This window comes from Kosakonia sp. MH5 (assembly GCF_009935945.1).
GTDB classification, from domain to species: Bacteria; Pseudomonadota; Gammaproteobacteria; order Enterobacterales; family Enterobacteriaceae; genus Kosakonia; species Kosakonia radicincitans.
The window spans coordinates 104535-124156 of record NZ_QODH01000002.1 but is presented as its reverse complement, the minus strand read 5'-3'; the positions used below and the strand labels follow the sequence as shown (position 1 = coordinate 124156).

The following is a 19622-nucleotide window of genomic DNA, read 5'->3' as shown; positions in this document are numbered from 1 at the left end:
CGGCGAGTGGCCTGAAGCCACGCCTTCATTGACATTGCATCAGGAGAATCAAATGGATACCGGCAACGCGTTTGACCTGCGACTTCCTGCGGAAATGGCAAAAGTCGCCGAACAGTCAGGTTTGTATAAAGTCAGCAAGAAGAAAGAGTTGTCGTTCTTTCTCGCGGTAACGGCGGGCGTATTTATCTCGATTGCTTTTGTCTTTTATATCACCGTCACCAGCGGGCCTGCGCCTGCCACCGCGCTGGCAAAACTGGCGGGCGGCGTCTGTTTCTCGCTGGGGCTTATTCTGGTGGTGGTGTGCGGCGCGGATCTCTTTACCTCAACCGTACTGACGGTGATGGCGAAAGCCAGCGGCCTGATAAGCTGGCGGCAACTGATCGGCAACTGGGTCATTGTTTATCTCGGCAATCTGGTCGGCGCGCTATTTTTTGTCGCGCTGATTTGGTTTGCCGGGCAGACGATGAGCAGCAACGGCCTGTGGGGGCTGAACGTGCTGCAAACCGCCGATCATAAAATGCATCACACCTTTATTGAGGCGGTGTGCCTCGGGACGCTGTGTAATCTGATGGTCTGCCTGGCGGTGTGGATCAGTTATTCCGGCCATACGCTGACGGACAAAATTATGGCGATGCTGCTGCCGATCGGCATGTTTGTCGCCAGCGGTTTTGAACACAGCATTGCCAATATGTTTCTGCTGCCGCTGGCGGTCATTATCCGCGATTTTGCCCCGGCAAGTTTCTGGGCGACTGTGCACAGTTCGCCGGATAACTTCCCGGCGTTAACCTTCAGCAGGGTAATTACCGATAACCTGATTCCGGTCACGATTGGCAATATCATTGGCGGCGGAGTGTTAGTCGGCGTGACGTACTGGATTATCTATCTGCGTAATGACCATGCCGGACATTAAGCCCGATGCCGGGCGGCAATGCGTGCGCCGCCCGGTGGCGCTACTCTTCGATGGCAGGCGAATCCGGCCAGGCGTGGATCACCGCCTGAATCAGCGTGGCGAGCGGAATGGCAAAGAAAACGCCCCAAAAACCCCAGAGCCCACCGAAAATGATCACCGACAGAATGATCACCAACGGATGCAGGTTTACCGCTTCGGAGAACAGCACCGGCACCAGCAAATTGCCATCCAGCGCCTGAATAATCAGATACACCGCAAAGCAGCTCCAGAACTCAGTGCCGAGGCCAAACTGGAACAGCGCCACGCCAACCACCGGAATGGTGACCACAAAAGCGCCGATGTAAGGGATCAACACAGAGAAACCGACCAGCACCGCCAGCAGCAGCGAATAGTTAAGGCCAAACAGAATGAAACCAATCCAGGTGGCAATGCCGACGACAATCATCTCCAGCACTTTGCCGCGAATATAGTTGGTGATCTGCTGGTTCATCTCTTTCCACACCTGCCCCGCCAGCCCGCGATTGCGCGGCAAGACGCGGCGCACGGCGTTAAGCATCTGCTCTTTGTCTTTGACAAGAAAAAAGACCATCAGCGGCACCAGCACCAGATAGACCGCCAGCGTCAACAGCCCGACCAGCGAAGCGAGGGAGTATTTCACCACCGAATCGCCCATTGTCAGCATGCGCGAGCGCATATTTTCCGCCATCGCATCAATGATGCCCGCATCCATTAGCGCCGGATAACGGCGCGGCAGCGTGGCGGCGAAATCAGAGAGTTTGCTCAACATGCCGGGCATGTCGCGGATCAGGTAAATCCCCTGCTGCCAGGCTACCGGCATCACCACAAAGGCCATCACCAGCAGAATGCCGACAAACAGCACCAGCACAATCGACGCCGCCCAGTTGCGCGAACAGCCGATTCTTTCCAGACGAACGGTTGGCCACTCCAGCAGGTAAGCGATAACCAGCGCCACCAGCAGCGGCGCAAGCAGGCCGCTAAAGAAGAAGAGGATACAGAATCCGGCAAGCAGAATGACCAGCAGTGCAATCGCCTCCGGGTCGCTGAAGCGACGGCGATACCACTGCATCAACATTTCAAGCATAACGTTCCTTCATAAGCCTTGTGGGCTGAGGGGTAAGAAGTGGAATTGTATCGAAATGTCACAAAAAAGACTTCGCTTTTCGTACGCTTTACGAGAAACATAACATGCGGTCGTTCGGGATGTTTTTTCGCGGCGAAGACCGCTAAACTTGCCAGGCGTTTACCGGAACGAAGCAAGAAAAATCCGGTCATACAGGTGTTTCCAAACAAACAGGTGAGGTTATGTTCAGGCAGTTGAAACGAACGCTGGTCGCAACCCTTATCGCTACAGTGGCGGCAGGTACGGTTATCCCGGCATGGGCCGATTCGGCAGACAACCTGCCAGATATGGGCACGTCCGCCGGCAGTACGCTCTCCATTGGACAGGAGATGCAGATGGGCGACTACTATGTGCGCCAGCTACGCGGCAGCGCGCCGCTGATTAACGATCCACTGCTGGTGCAGTACATTAATGCACTGGGCATGCGGCTGGTGGCGCATGCTGACTCCGTAAAAACCCCGTTTCACTTCTACCTCGTCAATAACGACGAAATCAACGCCTTCGCCTTTTTCGGCGGCAATGTCGTGTTGCACTCTGCGCTTTTCCGTTACACGGATAACGAGAGCCAGCTCGCCTCGGTGATGGCGCACGAAATTTCCCACGTCACGCAGCGCCACCTGGCGCGCGCGATGGAAGATCAAAAACGCAGCGCCCCGCTCACCTGGGCCGGCGCGCTGGGTTCAATCCTTTTAGCGATGGCCAGCCCGCAAGCGGGGATGGCGGCGCTTACCGGGACGCTGGCGGGCACGCAACAGGGCCTGATCAGCTTTACCCAGCAGAATGAACAGGAAGCGGACCGTATCGGCATTCAGGTGCTACAGCGTTCCGGTTTCGACCCGCAGGCAATGCCGACATTCCTCGAAAAACTGCTCGATCAGTCACGCTATTCAACCCGTCCGCCGGAAATTCTGCTGACGCACCCCCTGCCGGAAAGCCGCCTTGCCGATGCGCGTAACCGCGCCAACCAGATGCGACCGGTGGTGGTTCAGTCTTCGGAAGCGTTCTACATGGCCAAAGTCAGGGCACTCGGCATGTATAACTCCGGGCGTAACCAACTGACCGATGACTTGCTGGATGGCTGGTCGAAAGGCAATGTGCGCGAGCAGCACGCCGCGCAATATGGCCGCGCCCTGCAGGCAATGGAAGCGAAAAAGTTCCCTGAAGCGGCGAAAGCGTTGCAACCGTTGCTGAGCGCCGATCCGAATAACGCCTGGTATCTCGATCTGGCGACCGATATCGATTTGGGGCAGAACAAAAGCGCCGATGCGATTAAGCGCCTGAACGCCGCCAGCGAGCTGAAAACCAACCCGGTGTTGCAGCTCAACCTGGCGAACGCCTACCTGGAAGGCGGGCAACCGGCGGAAACGGCGCGGATCCTCAACCGTTACACCTTTACCTATAAAGATGATGTGAATGGCTGGGATCTGCTGGCGCAGGCGGAAGCCGCGCTCGGCAATCGCGACCAGGAACTGGCCGCCCGCGCGGAAAGCCTGGCGCTGGTGGGCAAACTGGATCAAGCCATCACGCTGCTGAGCAGCGCCAGTTCGCAGGTGAAACTCGGCAGCCTGCAACAGGCACGTTATGATGCGCGTATTGATCAGCTGCGCCAGTTGCAGCAGCGCTTCAAACCGTATCAGAAGATGTAACAAGGAGAAGAGATGTCAGACGCGGTGCAAATCTACCATAACCCTCGCTGCTCAAAGAGCCGTGAAACCCTGAACCTGCTGAAAGAGAACGGCGTCGAGCCGCAGGTGGTGCTCTATCTGGAGACGCCGCCGGATGCGGCGACCATCAAACAACTGCTGCAGATGCTCGGCATGTCCAGCGCACGGGAACTGATGCGCACGAAAGAGGATCTGTATAAGTCCCTGAACCTTGGTGATAACACATTATCCGAACAGGAATTGGTGCAGGCGCTGGTGGATAACCCGAAGCTGATTGAGCGCCCGATTGTGGTGGCAAACGGTAAAGCGCGTATCGGCCGTCCGCCGGAGCAGGTTTTAGACATTATCGGTTAAATTTGATTGCCCGGTGGCGCTACGCTTACCGGGCCTGCAAACCGTGCAGGCCGGATAAGACGTAACCGCCATCCGGCCATGATTTATAACTTGAGAATATCTTTCACAAACGGGATGGTCAGCTTGCGCTGGGCGGTGATGGAAGCGCGATCCAGCACATCGAGAGTATCGAACAGCGTACGCATTTCTCTGTCCAGCCGTTTGAGCAGAAAACGGCCCACATCTTCCGGCAATTCAAAACCACGAATGCGCGCACGCAGCTGCAGCGCCTGTAGCTTGTCTTCATCGGAGAGCGGTTGCAGCTTGTAGATCTGCCCCCAGTCCAGCCGCGAAGCCAAATCCGGCAGCCCAAGATTCAACTGGCGCGGCGGACGATCGCCGGTGATCAGCAGACGGGTTTTGCCCTGTTCAAGAATTCGGTTATAGAGATTGAAGATCGCCATTTCCCACGGCTCGTCACCGGCAATGCATTCGATATTATCGATACACACCAGCGAGAGTTGCTCCATACCCTCCAGCACTTCCGGTACGAACCAGGTGCGTTTATCCAGCGGCACATAGCCAACGGCATCGCCGCGCCTGGAGAGCTCCGCACAGGCGGCGTGCAGCAAATGGCTACGCCCGGCGCCTTCACGCGACCAGAAATAGATGTATCCGCTGTGTGCCTGGCGCAGAACGTTTTGCAACGCCGCCAGTAAAGAGGGGTTATCACCCGGCCAGAAACTCGCGAAGGTTTCATCGTCGGGTAAATATAATGGCAAAGAGAGCTGTGCCGGTGTGTTCAGAGGGACCTCAACAGGGCTTACAAAAAACGCAGCGAGTTTACCATAAAACATGGCAAAGTTTGAACCGGGCGCGAAACCCGGCTCAAACAGCAGGCATTAACCCTTCGCGGCGTCGTTGTCCTGCGCGTCCAGCACCACTTCTTCCGGGCGCAGTACGCTAATCAGTTTGAAGATCAGGCTCAGACAAACGCCAACAATGGTCGCCAGCGCCATGCCCTTCAGTTCCGCCGCGCCAATGTGCACTTTCGCGCCGCTGACGCCGATGATCAGAATGACGGAAGTGAGGATCAGGTTCTGCGCTTTGCTGTAATCGACTTTCGATTCAATCAATACGCGAATACCGGATGCGCCAATCACGCCGTACAGCAGCAGCGATACACCGCCCATGACCGGAACCGGGATGATCTGGATCGCCGCCGCCAGTTTGCCGACGCAGGAGAGCAGGATCGCGATAACAGCCGCGCCGCCGATAACCCAGGTGCTGTAAACGCGGGTGATGGCCATTACACCGATGTTCTCACCGTAAGTGGTATTCGGCGTGGAGCCAAAGCAGCCGGAAATGATCGTCGAGAAACCGTTAGCAAACATCGAACGATGCAGGCCGGGATCGCGGATCAGATCTTTTTTGATGATATTCGCCGTCACCACCAGATGCCCCACGTGCTCGGCAATCACCACCAGCGCCGCAGGCAGAATGGTGAAAATGGCAAACCACTCGAAACGCGGCGTATAGAATGTCGGCAGCGCAAACCAGTGCGCCTGCGCGATCGGCGTGGTATCGACAACACCCATGACGAAGGAGAGCGCGTAGCCCGCCAGCACACCGATGAGGATCGGGATAATCGCCATAAAGCCACGGAACAGCACGGAACCAAACACCGTTACGCCCAGCGTGACCATCGAAATGATCACCGTTTTGCTATCCGCGCTTTGGCCTTCAGCCGGCAACAGACCGGCCATATTCGCCGCCACACCCGCCAGTTCCAGGCCGATAACCGCCACGATAGCGCCCATTGCCGCAGGCGGGAACATCACATCCAGCCAGCCGGTACCGGCTTTCTTAACGATAAAGGAGACGATGCAGAACAAGACGCCGCACATAATGAAACCGCCCAGCGCCACTTCATAACCGAGCGGCAACAGCAGCAGCACCGGCGAGATAAACGCAAAGCTGGAACCGAGGTAAGCCGGGATTTTCCCCTTACAGATGAAGAGATAAAGCAGTGTCCCGATACCATTGAACAGCAGCACGGTGGCCGGGTTAATGTGAAACAGGATTGGCACCAGCACGGTCGCGCCAAACATGGCGAACAGGTGCTGCAAACTAAGCGGGATCGTCTGCAAAAGCGGCGGTCTTTCACTCACCCCGATAGCACGGCGCGTCATAATGTTTTTCCTCTGAGTGTTGTTGTTTATCTCCCCGTCCTTTGCGGCGGGCAGTTTATGAATCCAAAAAAAAGCCGACTATCAAAGTCGGCTTTCGATTTGTCATGCGTTACTTCGTACCAAAGATTTTGTCACCGGCATCGCCGAGGCCCGGAATAATGTAGCCGTGCTCATTGAGGCCCTTGTCGATCGCCGCGGTATACAGCTCGACGTCCGGGTGCGCTTTCTCCAGCGCCGCCAGACCTTCCGGCGCGGCAACCAGCACCAGAACTTTGATGCTGTGACAGCCTGCGTTTTTCAGCAGATCGATGGTGGCAATCATTGAACCACCGGTCGCCAGCATCGGGTCAACCACCAGCGCCATACGCTCGTCGATGTTGGACACCAGTTTCTGGAAGTACGGTACCGGCTCCAGCGTTTCTTCATTACGGTAGATACCGACCACGCTGATGCGCGCGCTCGGCACGTGCTCCAGCACGCCTTCCATCATGCCCAGACCGGCACGCAGAATCGGCACCACGGTAATTTTTTTACCTTTGATCTGCTCAACCTCCACCGGGCCGTTCCAGCCTTCGATGGTGACTTTTTCGGTTTCGAGGTCAGCCGTCGCTTCATACGTCAGCAGGCTGCCCACTTCTGAGGCGAGTTCACGAAAGCGTTTGGTGCTGATATCGTTTTCACGCATCAACCCAAGCTTGTGTTTGACGAGTGGGTGTTTAACTTCCACGACCTTCATACTCTTCTCCTTTCCCCTGACAGGTGGCAGCCACAAAAAAAATCGCCGGATTATACCGCTTTTTTTCCGTTGCGCTACAGATAGCCGCTTGATCGCGATCAATCAGGCTGGAAAATAGTATATCGGAACTTATAAGGTACGCCCGGCAATAATAGGCTCGCAAACGTTTGCCTGGGCTGCTAGAATTGCGCCGAATTTTATTTCTACCGCAAGAAAACGCGTGGGGACTGAAGCAGTGACCGATAAAACCTCTCTCAGCTATAAAGATGCCGGTGTTGATATTGATGCAGGCAATGCTCTGGTTGACCGAATCAAAGGCGTGGTGAAGAAGACCCGCCGTCCGGAAGTGATGGGCGGTCTGGGCGGCTTCGGCGCGCTGTGCGCTCTGCCGCAAAAATATCGTGAACCGGTACTGGTTTCCGGCACTGATGGCGTTGGCACCAAGCTGCGTCTGGCAATGGATCTGAAACGTCATGACACCATCGGTATCGACCTGGTCGCCATGTGTGTAAACGACCTGGTGGTACAGGGCGCTGAGCCACTGTTCTTCCTCGACTATTACGCCACCGGCAAGCTGGACGTGGATACCGCCGCCAGCGTGATCAATGGCATCGCCGAAGGTTGCCTGCAATCCGGTTGTGCGCTGGTTGGCGGCGAAACCGCAGAGATGCCGGGCATGTATCACGGTGAAGATTACGACGTGGCCGGTTTCTGCGTGGGCGTGGTAGAGAAAGCAGAAATTATTGACGGCTCCAAAGTGGCCGACGGCGACGTGCTGGTGGCGCTGGCTTCCAGCGGTCCGCACTCCAACGGTTACTCGCTGGTGCGTAAAGTGATAGAAGTAAGCGGCTGCGATCCGCTGACCACCCAACTGGAAGGCAAACCGCTGGCCGATCACCTGCTGGAACCGACGCGTATTTACGTGAAATCGGTGCTGGAGCTGATTGAAAACGTTGATGTACATGCTATCGCTCACCTGACGGGCGGCGGTTTCTGGGAAAATATCCCGCGCGTGCTGCCAGATAACACCCAGGCAGTTATCGACGAATCCTCCTGGCAGTGGCCGGCGGTCTTCAACTGGCTGCAAAGCGCCGGTAACGTCAGCCGTCATGAAATGTACCGCACCTTCAACTGTGGCGTCGGTATGGTTATCGCGCTGCCTGCCGCGGAAGCGGATAAAGCCATCGCCCTGCTCAATGCCAAAGGTGAAAACGCGTGGAAAATCGGTATTATCAAAGCATCCGATTCCAGTGAGCGTGTGGTCATTGAATGAAAAACATTGTGGTGCTGATTTCCGGTAACGGAAGCAATTTGCAGGCGATTATCGACGCCTGCAAACAGAAGAAAATCAACGGCACCCTGCGGGCAGTATTCAGTAACAAGGCCGACGCGTTCGGCCTTGAACGTGCGCGGGAAGCGGCAATTCCTGCGCATGCCCTTCTTGCCTCGCAGTTTGCCAGCCGCGATGCCTTCGATCGTGAACTGATGCATGAAATTGACGCCTACGCGCCGGATGTGGTGGTGCTGGCAGGTTACATGCGCATCCTCAGCCCGGCATTTGTTGCCCATTACGCCGGACGTCTGCTGAATATTCACCCTTCACTGCTGCCGAAATACCCAGGCCTGAACACGCACCGCCAGGTGCTGGAAAATGGCGATGAAGTACACGGCACCAGCGTGCATTTTGTGACGGAAGAGCTGGATGGCGGCCCGGTCATTTTGCAGGCCAAAGTCCCGGTGTTTGACGGCGACACGGAAGAAGAGATCACCGACCGCGTACAAGCGCAGGAACACGCGATTTATCCGCTGGTGGTGAGCTGGTTCGTTGATGGCCGCCTGAAGATGGAGAATAACAGCGCGTGGCTTGATGGCGTCTGTCTGCCTCCTGAAGGCTATGCGGCCGACGAATAATCGTCCCCCTTTATTGTTCTGCTGCCGGATGGCGCGATGCTTATCCGGCCTACGCTGTTTTCCTGGGCCGATATCAGGCCGGGTAAGCCGAAGCCGCCATCCGGCGTCAAACGCGCCCAATGTATTCTTATCCCCGCAGTATTTTCATCACCTTAAGTCAGAAAAAAGATTACTGTCATACTTTTTTGGCACAGTTGGACATCTTAGGGCTAAGCTCGCCATAATAAGTTGTGTTATACGAAGGAACGCCAGCAACGTTCACCTGTCAGTCGCGGACACCGTAAGAGTGAGAAGATATTGCTGTGTCCCGAGTAAGAACCGGAGTGTAAACAGGAATGGGTCAGGAAAAGTTATATCTCGAAAAAGAACTAAGCTGGTTGTGCTTCAACGAACGTGTTCTCCAGGAAGCGGCAGACAAAAGTAACCCGCTAATCGAGCGCATGCGTTTTTTGGGAATCTATTCCAATAACCTCGATGAATTTTATAAGGTGCGTTTTGCCGAGCTGAAACGCCGGTTGATCATCAGCGAAGAGCAAGGCACCACTACCAACTCACGTCATCTGCTGGGCAAAATTCAATCCCGCGTGCTGAAGGCCGACCAGGAATTCGACAGCCTGTACAACGACCTGCTGCTGGAGATGGCACGCAACCAAATCTTCCTGATCAACGAACGGCAACTGTCGCAAAACCAGCAAAGCTGGCTGCGCAACTACTTCAAGCAGTATCTGCGCCAGCACATTACGCCGACGTTGATAAACCGTGAAACCAACCTGGTGCGGTTCTTAAAAGATGATTACACCTATCTGGCGGTCGAGATCATTCGCGGCAACGATATCCGTTACGCCCTGCTGGAGATCCCGTCGGACAAAGTACCGCGTTTCGTGAATCTGCCGCCGGAAACGCCACGTCGCCGCAAACCGATGATCCTGCTGGACAACATTCTGCGCTACTGCCTTGATGACATCTTTAAAGGCTTCTTCGATTACGATTCGCTGAATGCCTACTCGATGAAGATGACCCGTGATGCCGAATACGATCTGGTGCACGAGATGGAATCGAGCCTGATGGAGCTGATGTCGTCGAGCCTGAAACAGCGTCTGACCGCCGAACCGGTACGCTTTGTTTACCAGCGCGATATGCCCGACGCAATGGTGGCAATGCTGAGTGAGAAGCTGACCATCTCCCGTTATGACTCCATTATCCCCGGCGGGCGTTACCACAACTTTAAAGACTTTATTGGCTTCCCGAATGTCGGCAAAGCCAACCTCGTCAACAAACCGATGCCGCGTCTGCGCCATCTCTGGTTTGACAAATTCCGCAACGGTTTCGATGCCGTTCGCGAACGCGATGTACTGCTCTATTACCCCTACCACACCTTCGAGCACGTGCTGGAGCTGCTGCGCCAGGCGTCTTTCGACCCGAGCGTGCTGGCGATTAAAATCAATATCTATCGCGTGGCGAAAGACTCACGCATTATTGATTCGATGATCCATGCGGCGCACAACGGCAAAAAAGTGACCGTGGTGGTGGAGTTGCAGGCGCGTTTCGATGAAGAAGCCAACATCCACTGGGCGAAACGGCTGACGGAAGCGGGCGTGCAGGTGATCTTCTCGGCACCAGGTTTAAAAATTCACGCCAAGCTGTTCCTCATCTCCCGCATGGAAGGTGAAGAAGTGGTGCGCTACGCGCATATCGGTACCGGGAACTTTAACGAGAAAACTGCACGTCTATATACCGACTACTCGCTGATTACGGCCGATGCGCGCATTACCAATGAAGTGCGCCGGGTGTTTAACTTTATTGAGAACCCGTATCGCCCGGTGAATTTCGATTACCTGCTGGTGTCGCCGCAAAACTCGCGCCGCCTGCTGTATGACATGATCGATGCCGAGATCGCCAACGCGCAGAATGGACAGCCTTCCGGCATTACGCTGAAGCTGAACAACCTGGTGGACAAAGGGCTGGTGGATCGCCTCTATACCGCTTCCAGCTCCGGCGTGCCGGTGAATCTGCTGGTGCGCGGTATGTGTTCGTTGATCCCGGAGCTTGAAGGCATCAGCGAAAATATTCGCGTGATTAGCATCGTTGACCGTTATCTTGAGCACGATCGCATCTATATTTTTGAGAACGGCGGCGATAAGCGAGTCTGGCTCTCTTCCGCTGACTGGATGACCCGTAATATTGATTACCGTATCGAAGTGGCAGCACCGCTGCTCGATCCACGGCTTAAACAGCGCGTTCTGGATATCATTGACATTCTGTTCAGTGATACGGTAAAAGCCCGGTACATTGATAAAGAACTGAGCAATCGCTACGTGCCGCGCGGCAATCGTCGCAAAGTACGCGCACAGCTGGCGATTTACGATTACATCAAATCACTCGAGCAGCCCGATTAATCTATGCCGATACAAGAAAAGATGCCCCGCCCGGAGGAGTTCGCCGCGGTCGACCTGGGTTCCAACAGTTTCCATATGGTGATTGCACGCGTGGTGGACGGGGCGATGCAAATCATCGGCCGCCTGAAGCAACGTGTGCATCTGGCAGATGGTCTGGACAGCAATAACATGCTGAGCGAAGAGGCAATGGAGCGCGGGCTGGCCTGCCTGTCGCTGTTTGCCGAGCGCCTGCAAGGGTTCGATCCCTCCAGCGTCTGCATCGTAGGCACGCACACGTTACGCCAGGCGCTGAACGCCACGGAGTTTCTCAAACGTGCCGAAAAAGTGATCCCCTACCCTATTGAAATCATTCCGGGCAACGAAGAAGCGCGACTGATTTTTATGGGCGTGGAACATACGCAGCCGGAGAAAGGTCGCAAGCTGGTGATTGATATCGGCGGCGGTTCGACGGAGCTGGTTATTGGCGAAGATTTCGAACCGAAGCTGGTAGAAAGCCGTCGCATGGGCTGCGTCAGCTTTGCGCAGATGTACTTTCCCGGCGGCACCATCAATGGTGAAAACTTCCGCCGCGCGCGCATTTCCGCCACGCAAAAGCTGGAATCGCTGGCCTGGCAGTTCCGCATTCAGGGCTGGAATGTGGCGCTGGGCGCGTCCGGCAGTATCAAAGCAGCGAATGAAGTGCTGATCGCCTCAGGCGAGAAGGACGGGTTTATTACTCCGGAGCGCCTGGAAAAACTGGTCGATGAAGTGCTGAAGTATAAAAACTTCAGCGAACTGAGCCTACCAGGGCTTTCTGAGGAACGTAAAGCGGTGTTCGTGCCGGGCCTCGCCATTCTGTGCGGCGTATTCGATGCGCTGGCGATCCGCGAACTGCGTCTCTCCGACGGCGCGCTGCGTGAGGGCGTGCTGTATGAGATGGAAGGTCGCTTCCGTCATCAGGACATTCGCAGCCGTACGGCGCAAAGCCTTGCCAGCCAGTACAATATTGACCGAGAACAGGCTCGCCGCGTGCTGGAAACCACCACGCAGATGTACGATCAGTGGCAGGCGCAAAATCCCAAGCTCAACAACCCGCAACTGGCGGCGCTGCTGAAGTGGGCAGCGATGCTGCATGAAGTGGGGCTGAACATCAACCACAGCGGCATGCACCGCCATTCAGCCTACATTCTGCAAAACAGCAACCTGCCCGGTTTCAACCAGGAGCAGCAGCTGATGATGGCGACCCTGGTGCGCTGTCATCGCAAAGCGATCAAACTCGACGAGTTGCCGCGCTTTACGCTGTTCAAGAAGAAGCAATTTTTGCCGCTGGTTCAGTTACTGCGCCTTGGCGTGTTGCTGAATAATCAGCGTCAGGCGACCACTACGCCGCCAACGCTGTTTCTGAAAACCGATGAGAATCACTGGACGCTGCGCTTCCCGCATGACTGGTTCAGCCAGAACGCACTGGTACTGCTGGATCTGGAAAAAGAGCAGGAATACTGGGAAGCGGTCACCGGCTGGCGGTTAAAAATCGAAGAAGAACAGGCTCCGGAAGTGGCGGCCTGAGCCGCCCTCCGCTTACTCTTTGGCCAGCGTCTCCAGCGGAGCAGGCTTACCAATCAGATAACCTTGTAGATAATCGATACCCAGCGCGACAGCCGCGCTGCGTATCTCTTCGCTTTCAACATACTCCGCCACGACCTGCATTTTCTTCATCCGCGCCAGATGGCAGATAGATGCCACGATTTGATAGTCCAGGCTGTTTGCGACGATATTACGGATAAAACTGCCGTCTATTTTCAGCATATCGGCGTTCACATCTTTCAACTGGGCGTAGCTGGCATAACCGGTACCAAAATCATCAATGGCAACCCGGCACCCCATTTGTTGTAACTGGGCGAGCGTTTGCCCGGCCTGCTGTATATTCGGCATCATGCTGTTTTCGCTGATTTCAAAAATCAGTTGCCACGCTTCGATAGCGTAATCCCGCAGCAGGGTTTTTACCTCCTGCGCGAACTGCGCACGGCAGACAGAGGCCGGAGAAAGGTTGATCGAGAAACGCTGTGCTGGCAGCGTCTTGCGGTTATGCGCCATAAAGCGCAGCACATTTTCAATCACCCACAAATCAATCCGCGACGACAGGCCGAACTCCTGCGCTACCGGTAAAAACTCACTCGGTCGGATACAATGTTGCGGATCCTCGCCCAGGCGCAGCAGAATTTCATAGTAGCTATCGCCGCGCACGCCGGAAATCAACTGCGCCATCAGCAGAAAATGATCTGCTTCCAGCGCCTTTTGCAGGCGATTCATCATCTCGGCTTTGCTTTTCAGGCTACGTTGCAGGTTTGCCACGCCCCGGTTCTGCAGGTTTTCCGGCCGGTTGGTAACCAGCGAAATATCGGCCGTGGTGATCATCTCGCCAAGCAGCAGATAAAGATGCTGAACAGGCGAACGGACATAGCAATAGCTGATACCAACGGGTAACTGCACCTGCATCTCGTCCCAGATGAAACGAAACTGTTTGATGTGCGCATCCAGTTCATCAATACGCGTCTGCCAGGCGTGGGTATTCAGGCGAATCACCAGATCGTGGCCCGAAAGCTGGTGAACAGCCTCCCCCTTCTGTAATAACGGCTTTAACCAGTTAGCCAGGTGCTGTTTAAACTGGATGCGAAACATCACGCCATAGCTGCGTCCTAAAAGTTCAAGCGCCGGTATGCGCAGGAAACAGAGCACAGACCATGGGGTATTCGCCAGCTCGCGGCTTAGCGCCCGCAGATTCGGTAAATGCGTCATCGGATCGACCGACGCCAGCCGACGGGTTCGGTTAAACACCGCTCGCCGCCGACTCGCGATTCCTGCCAGCACGAGGATCATGAATGTGAACGTCAGGTAACGGGAAGAGATGATAGCGATCTGCACATCTCTGGAGGTAAAACAGGACAAACTGCGATAAAAATAGTGGATCGTCAGAATCAGCAGCGGCGACCAGACAAACGACATAAACCGGAAGCCGTAACGCATCGATCCCCACAGCATCACTGGCAGCAGCAGCGAGAGCGTATAGTTGGTGTTAAAGATAATGCTGCAACTGGTGGAAGGCATTAACAGTTGGTACTGCAACCCCAACACCAGAGAGAACCAGACACACAGTTCCGACCAGGTCACTTTAGGATCAAATTCCATGCGCAGCTGGGAAAACCATGAAAGCGCATAGCGTGGGTGGCGAATAATGCGGATCAATAAATAACTTAATGTAACCCCCGTTACCGCCCCCGCTAACAGCCCCTTCCAGGTGATCAACAGCGACATATCCAGCACCATCCTCGACGACTCGCTCGAGTGCTTGCCGAAGAGATTCAGCCAGTTCCCCAGTTCCAGAAGAAGCAGATATAGCGTTGCAGGGCATAATACGTGCCAGAGAATGCGCTGATAAATCAGCGATGACGTACCATATGTGACCAGATGTCGGCGAGTGACAAATATTCGATAACCGACCCAGCTAAACAGGACAGGAATAAGCTCTTGCACGCTTTTCAGGAGCATACCCAATGGCCCCAAATGCCAGTTATGCCAGATTAACGCAACGATCATGCCTGGCAGCACGGCCCAGCCATAAAACATCATCAGACCGATCAAGAGCGACATTGGCAGGTAATAGAGAATAACGTTCTGCCCGTAAATCGAAGTAAATACATTAGCCAGACTAAATAATGGATAAAAGATAACGGGAAGAACGAACGGCAATGCCCACCATTTATCCTTTAGGGAATTATACTTGTTAATTAATGACATAGACGCTCAAAGACGGTAGCCTGATCCGGGCTGAAATTTCAACCAGGCATCCAGCCTGGCTTAACAAGACACAAGGTGAAAGCACTCGCAGTAACAGGGTGAAATTTTAGTTCTGCACGGTAAGCGAAAGTTGATATAAATCAAAATAAACGTATCGGCGGGTTTTATTTCCATGTGATTTGTCTGTATTTTTGTTTTTATATTCGCAGCGTAAATATTTAATTTTTCTTATATAATCCCAATATATGTTTTAACGGGCTGCAGGCTTAATTGACCTTCCCCGGAGACTGTGCCTTAATAGCCTTGTCGCCCGTTAATCGGGTATTCCTAAAGGAACCACAGTGAGTCAGGCAACCAGTATGCGAAAACGACATCGATTTGACAGTCGCATGACCCGTATCGTACTTCTCATCAGCTTTGTCTTTTTCTTCGGCCGTTTCGTCTATTCCACCATTGGCGCCTGGTATCATCATCAGGATAAAGTCCAGTCGCAACAAATCAGCCAGACTATCGATCCCACCGCACAACGTTAAGATTTAACCCGTTTTTTGTACACGCTCAGACGCGTGGGTTTGCGCATGCCCTTTAAAAACTGCAAAAAAAATCGCCAGCAAATCGGTTGATATTGCTGACGATAAAGGGACACATTGCGCCTGATGGCGTTTACATCACGCTGTCGGGATCGAAGCTAGCAAGAAACGCATCGGCTTTCTGCGGTTTCGCTTGCAGGTTAAAGCGTTGCAGGATGATATCCGCCGCAGGCCCCGGATTAGGGCTCACATAGACGCCCGGCCCGGATACGCCGGATTCGGTCAGCGCCTTTAACACATGAGCATCGCGTAAAGCATGTCCGACAACCGCGACTTTGCGGCCAGCGAGGCTCTGTTTGATCACCGTAAAGAACGCCTCATTGGCCATCACATCCTGGAGATCCTTCGCCGTCAGCCGCAGGCTTTCCAGTTCGGAGAGGGTTCCGCTGAGCTTAATGATCGAGACTTTGCCCTTTTCCGGTAGCTTCGGATCGGACGGCGTGATCACCACATATGGAATGCTGCTCGTCATGCAGGCGATTTCGAAGAGTGGATCATAGTTGGTGGTGAGGATGGTTTTGAATTTCTTCACTGCCTCAAAATGGGCCCCGGTCGGCCAGACCTTCTGTGGCGTATCCAGTAACGCTTTAACATCCTGCAGCAATGCCTCGCGCCCGCGCTGGCTTTCGTAATACTCCGCCACTTCGTCAAATGAGTAGCGGGTGTAAATGTCGCTGGCCGCAACATCCGGCCAGAGCTGCGCAGCCAGGCTACTGATAATCAGATTCGCTGTCGGATAACCGGCAGATATCGACAGCCCTGCGCCACCGAGAAGCACCCATTTATCATTATCATGCACCGGAAGTGATTCGGCTGATTGCACAGCGGCAGGCGGCGGCGTTAACTGCGCATCGCGCAGGCGCAGCAGCTCTTTCAGCGCCGTCTGGGTACAAAAATCCACCAGCGCTTTCGCCACTTTATCTGCAAGATCCTTCGCTAACTCAAATTCCGCGCGAAAATGCCCCGTATCCCACGCGGCCACGGCCTCGCGAAACGCATCCCGCAGCTTGTCCTCTTTGCTTCCATATTCCAGCTTTTTTATAAAGGGCAACACGGGAATGTTCAGCGCGCGAGCGGCGTCATATTCAAGATGCGTGACGGATTTCCCCTCTCCACCGCCATAACCGCTCTTCGGCTCCCAGCCGTAACTGTCGCCAAGAAGCAGGACAAACAGGTGACAATCGCGGATTTTCGGCTCAATCACTTCCCAACTGGTCTGCCCGTTTGGGCTAAACTCTTCGGCATTCACCGGCTCAAAACCAAGAAAATTTAACCGATCGACCACCTGCTGTCGCTCGTTACGCAGATCCTTCATCGTGCTGCTAATGAACACGCGTAGTTTATTGGCCATTTATTGCCCCTTAGATTTATCAACGCCTTCCCGACACAGCTTCAAACAACTACTTCTCCGCGACCCGCGCCAGCCAGTCGCTATACGCACTGCCCGCATCCGCCGGCAGATTTTGCCGGTGCGCGGCAAATTCCTCGTTCATACCGAAGATTTTCCACACCAGCGGCGTCAGACGCGCAGCCGGGCTATTATTGCGTTCGGCTTCGCGCAGCAACTCCAGCGTACGGCTTTGGTATTCGGCCAACGCCTCCGAGTGATAATCAAAGGCTTTTCCCAACCCGGAGAGATACATCAGTTTCGGCACCTCAACCTGCGGCCACTGGAGCGCCATATGCAGCGGCCAGTCGAGCATCGCCCGCTCGCCCCACATCACCTCGCGCGGCGTGGTTTTGTTCACCACCAGCGTAAGCGTAAACGCCTGCGCCAGCTCGCCCAGATAAATCTCCATCGCCTCCGCAGACGGGCGCAGATAAAACGCATCCAGCGGTTGCTGGCGCGTGAGACCAATTACAGCGAGCAGACGCTGTTCAAGATCGAGCACCAGCGCGCCCAGCTCAGCCTGTTTGCTACGGCCCGCTTCGGCAGCTTTTTTCGTACGCGTTGCGCAGTCCCACAGGCTCAACGTGATGTGCCACTCGCGCTGTTCTCCTTCCCCGCTGCAACTCACAGCCCCCGTAACAAAGTAATTCATGGCTGGCGGGACGATATCGAACAGCGCGTTGCCATCCATTTCACCGCCAATCAGTACCGGCCCGCCGCCTTCGACAACCTGTACATAAAAACGGCTGGCGTAATCGCTCCAGTAGTGTGCCGCTTCGGCAAAATAGAGCGGGATAGCCCGCGCCAGACGGCCAATATCATCCTCGCGCTGTGATTCGCTGCGTTCAGGGCCGTCGTAGAGTTTCGACAGGGCAAAGAAACCAATGGTCGGCGCCCCTTCCGGCTTCTGTGTGAACAGCCAGTTGGCGTTGCACAGGCCGTAATGCCAGATCGGTTGAGTGAGCGACAGCGTGCTGAATTTCAGTTCGGAAGCATCAGCAGGCGTGGAAGTAGCCGCGTGCTTCTGCATCTCCTGAAAGGCTTTGGCGAACTCATCAAGGTGCTGTTTCAGCGGCATATACCCCAGCGCGTACATCCGTGCCAGCAGCTTTTCGCCCTCCTCGACATTACCCAGCGCCAGCCAGGCTCGCAGTAGATTAAGACCGGTCATCGGCTCGTGGCGATGTTCGTCATACACTGGCGCCACCAGTTCGGCGATCAGCGGGATCTGCCCGTTATTGCCGAGATCGCCGGAAATCATCATTAGCGCACTGCCGTCATACAGACCGGCACTCAGTACTTCCTGATAGAGTGTGCGGGCAGCAGCAATATCCTGATGTTCCAGATAATGGCGAGCCAGCCATAACTGCGCACGCCAGCTACCGGGCAATGCAGACGCGGTTTTCAGCGCGGCAACATAAGCGTTTTCCCCGCCGCGCTCCTGCTGAATGCTCACCCACCATAACAGGCCGTTGTCCTGATTCGGATCGGCCTGAATCGCCTGCCACAGCGTCTCTTCCGCGCGCTGCTCTTCACCGCGCTCGGCAAACACTTTGGCTAAATTGGTCAGCAATGTGCCGGTTTCGCCCACTTTGGCGATGCCCGCCCGCAGCGTATTTTCCGCCGCCGCCAGCTCGCCATTTTTCATCAGCACGATGCCCTGGATGGTGTGACTGCGCTCGGGAAGATAGTCAATCTCCACCAGGCGTTCGGCGGCAGGGATCAAATCCGCGGCAAAACCATCGTTCAGCCCGCCGATAATCGCCTGATAGAGTTCGGCGGCATCATTGCGTTTCTCTTCTAGCGACGGCAGAAACACCTTCTCGCGCCACTCGCTGCGCGGGATGTGCATCTCCCGCCCGTAGGCGTCGTACGCCACGATCAGCTCATCGTTTTGCGGTGGTTCAGGAGAATGAGTTTCGGTTTCCGGCGTTTTTTTGCCGCTAATGGCAGAAAGGAGGCGTTTAAACATGGCGTTTGCCTTGTCGGTTGGTGGGTTTTTGGCTGTATCAGCGTAGACCTTAACCGTCGCCGCGTCTAAAGAAAAGCCACTAAATACGAGGGGTTAGTGAGGCTATGCACCAGGTTTCAATATCCGATCAGTTCATCGCGAGGCGTTTCAGGATTTCTTTTACATAGTGCTCAATTGCGATGTTATGTTGCTGACCGATCCGCGTAATAAAAGCCTGGAGAGCATCGCTGGTGGAGTGAAGCACATCAGCCACAAGATTGTCGAAATCGCTTTGGGTCAAACGGTGATTTCCCTTCAGCGTGGAATGCTGAAGCACCGTGTGCGCGACGATTTCGAGCACCGCACGCCGGTAATTATCGGTACGCAGAACATCCAGATCGCGCTGGCGGATATCAAAGGTGAAGTTGAAACTGACAAACCCGGAATCAACCGGTAGCGAGTAAGTCAGCCGCTCGCCTTCCAGCCAGACCTGCGGCTCATAGCCGTCGCCCAGTAGCCGTGTTCCTTGCATAGCCTTTTCCCCTGCTTTTATATTCCCGGTTACCTTAACGGTTCTGAAAATAGTCAGTAAAGCGATAGCTAATGGTGGTTGCAGTTTTGTGGGAATGAGACT

Annotated in this window: 16 protein-coding genes; 8 read left to right on the top strand and 8 right to left on the bottom strand. The window is 54.8% G+C overall.

Annotated features, from left to right (window positions below):
• The first annotated feature begins 52 nt into the window (after nucleotides 1–52).
• Nucleotides 53–910 carry a formate transporter FocA gene (gene focA, locus DK872_RS06960; RefSeq protein ID WP_107147357.1) on the top strand — a complete coding sequence of 286 codons (858 nt, stop codon included), beginning with the start codon at nucleotides 53–55 and terminating at the stop codon, nucleotides 908–910.
• A 40-nt stretch (nucleotides 911–950) separates the two neighbouring features.
• On the opposite strand, the gene DK872_RS06955 is transcribed toward focA, so the two are convergent.
• The gene (locus tag DK872_RS06955; protein WP_007370861.1) at nucleotides 951–2012 is read right to left on the bottom strand and encodes an AI-2E family transporter; all 1062 of its coding nucleotides are present in this window, start codon (nucleotides 2010–2012) and stop codon (nucleotides 951–953) included.
• 221 nt (nucleotides 2013–2233) lie between these two features.
• On the opposite strand from DK872_RS06955, the gene bepA reads away from it, so the two are divergent.
• Entirely contained in the window at nucleotides 2234–3697 is a 1464-nt protein-coding gene (gene bepA, locus DK872_RS06950) for a beta-barrel assembly-enhancing protease (RefSeq protein WP_090396333.1), read from the top strand.
• Nucleotides 3698–3709: 12 nt separating this feature from the next.
• Nucleotides 3710–4069: an arsenate reductase (glutaredoxin) gene (arsC, locus tag DK872_RS06945; RefSeq protein ID WP_035888115.1), complete on the top strand. Its 360-nt coding sequence runs from the start codon at nucleotides 3710–3712 to the stop codon at nucleotides 4067–4069.
• Nucleotides 4070–4152: 83 nt separating this feature from the next.
• On the opposite strand, the gene DK872_RS06940 is transcribed toward arsC, so the two are convergent.
• The 3 genes from DK872_RS06940 to upp all read right to left on the bottom strand — a co-directional run bounded on the left by DK872_RS06940 (nucleotide 4153) and on the right by upp (nucleotide 6976).
• Nucleotides 4153–4854, bottom strand: a complete 702-nt coding sequence (locus DK872_RS06940) for a DnaA inactivator Hda (RefSeq protein ID WP_222104925.1) — start codon at nucleotides 4852–4854, stop codon at nucleotides 4153–4155.
• A 96-nt stretch (nucleotides 4855–4950) separates the two neighbouring features.
• A complete protein-coding gene (uraA, locus tag DK872_RS06935) occupies nucleotides 4951–6240 on the bottom strand; it encodes a uracil permease (protein WP_007370857.1) in 1290 nt (429 codons plus the stop codon).
• Nucleotides 6241–6349: 109 nt separating this feature from the next.
• Nucleotides 6350–6976 carry a uracil phosphoribosyltransferase gene (gene upp, locus DK872_RS06930; protein ID WP_007370856.1) on the bottom strand — a complete coding sequence of 209 codons (627 nt, stop codon included), beginning with the start codon at nucleotides 6974–6976 and terminating at the stop codon, nucleotides 6350–6352.
• Nucleotides 6977–7211: 235 nt separating this feature from the next.
• On the opposite strand from upp, the gene purM reads away from it, so the two are divergent.
• The 4 genes from purM to ppx all read left to right on the top strand — a co-directional run bounded on the left by purM (nucleotide 7212) and on the right by ppx (nucleotide 12828).
• Nucleotides 7212–8249, top strand: a complete 1038-nt coding sequence (purM, locus tag DK872_RS06925; RefSeq protein WP_007370854.1) for a phosphoribosylformylglycinamidine cyclo-ligase — start codon at nucleotides 7212–7214, stop codon at nucleotides 8247–8249.
• The gene (gene purN, locus DK872_RS06920; RefSeq protein ID WP_007370853.1) at nucleotides 8246–8887 is read left to right on the top strand and encodes a phosphoribosylglycinamide formyltransferase; all 642 of its coding nucleotides are present in this window, start codon (nucleotides 8246–8248) and stop codon (nucleotides 8885–8887) included. Before purM ends, purN begins: the two co-directional genes overlap by 4 nt.
• A gap of 335 nt (nucleotides 8888–9222) precedes the next feature.
• The gene (gene ppk1 / locus DK872_RS06915) at nucleotides 9223–11283 is read left to right on the top strand and encodes a polyphosphate kinase 1 (RefSeq protein ID WP_007370851.1); all 2061 of its coding nucleotides are present in this window, start codon (nucleotides 9223–9225) and stop codon (nucleotides 11281–11283) included.
• 3 nt (nucleotides 11284–11286) lie between these two features.
• Entirely contained in the window at nucleotides 11287–12828 is a 1542-nt protein-coding gene (ppx, locus tag DK872_RS06910; protein ID WP_035888122.1) for an exopolyphosphatase, read from the top strand.
• 12 nt (nucleotides 12829–12840) lie between these two features.
• Here ppx and DK872_RS06905 read toward each other — a convergent pair whose 3' ends face one another.
• Entirely contained in the window at nucleotides 12841–15057 is a 2217-nt protein-coding gene (locus tag DK872_RS06905) for an EAL domain-containing protein (RefSeq protein ID WP_161518186.1), read from the bottom strand.
• 341 nt (nucleotides 15058–15398) lie between these two features.
• Here DK872_RS06905 and DK872_RS06900 point away from each other — a divergent pair, with 341 nt between their 5' ends.
• Nucleotides 15399–15590: a YfgG family protein gene (locus DK872_RS06900; protein WP_071531982.1), complete on the top strand. Its 192-nt coding sequence runs from the start codon at nucleotides 15399–15401 to the stop codon at nucleotides 15588–15590.
• A 130-nt stretch (nucleotides 15591–15720) separates the two neighbouring features.
• On the opposite strand, the gene DK872_RS06895 is transcribed toward DK872_RS06900, so the two are convergent.
• The 3 genes from DK872_RS06895 to DK872_RS06885 all read right to left on the bottom strand — a co-directional run bounded on the left by DK872_RS06895 (nucleotide 15721) and on the right by DK872_RS06885 (nucleotide 19520).
• On the bottom strand, nucleotides 15721–16998 hold the full coding sequence (locus DK872_RS06895) for a DUF4062 domain-containing protein (RefSeq protein ID WP_072439952.1): 1278 nt from the start codon (nucleotides 16996–16998) through the stop codon (nucleotides 15721–15723).
• 49 nt (nucleotides 16999–17047) lie between these two features.
• Nucleotides 17048–19009, bottom strand: a complete 1962-nt coding sequence (locus DK872_RS06890) for a lipopolysaccharide assembly protein LapB (protein ID WP_161518185.1) — start codon at nucleotides 19007–19009, stop codon at nucleotides 17048–17050.
• 127 nt (nucleotides 19010–19136) lie between these two features.
• Nucleotides 19137–19520, bottom strand: coding sequence for a hypothetical protein (locus DK872_RS06885; protein ID WP_161518184.1), 384 nt, complete (start codon nucleotides 19518–19520; stop codon nucleotides 19137–19139).
• Nucleotides 19521–19622 lie beyond the last annotated feature (102 nt).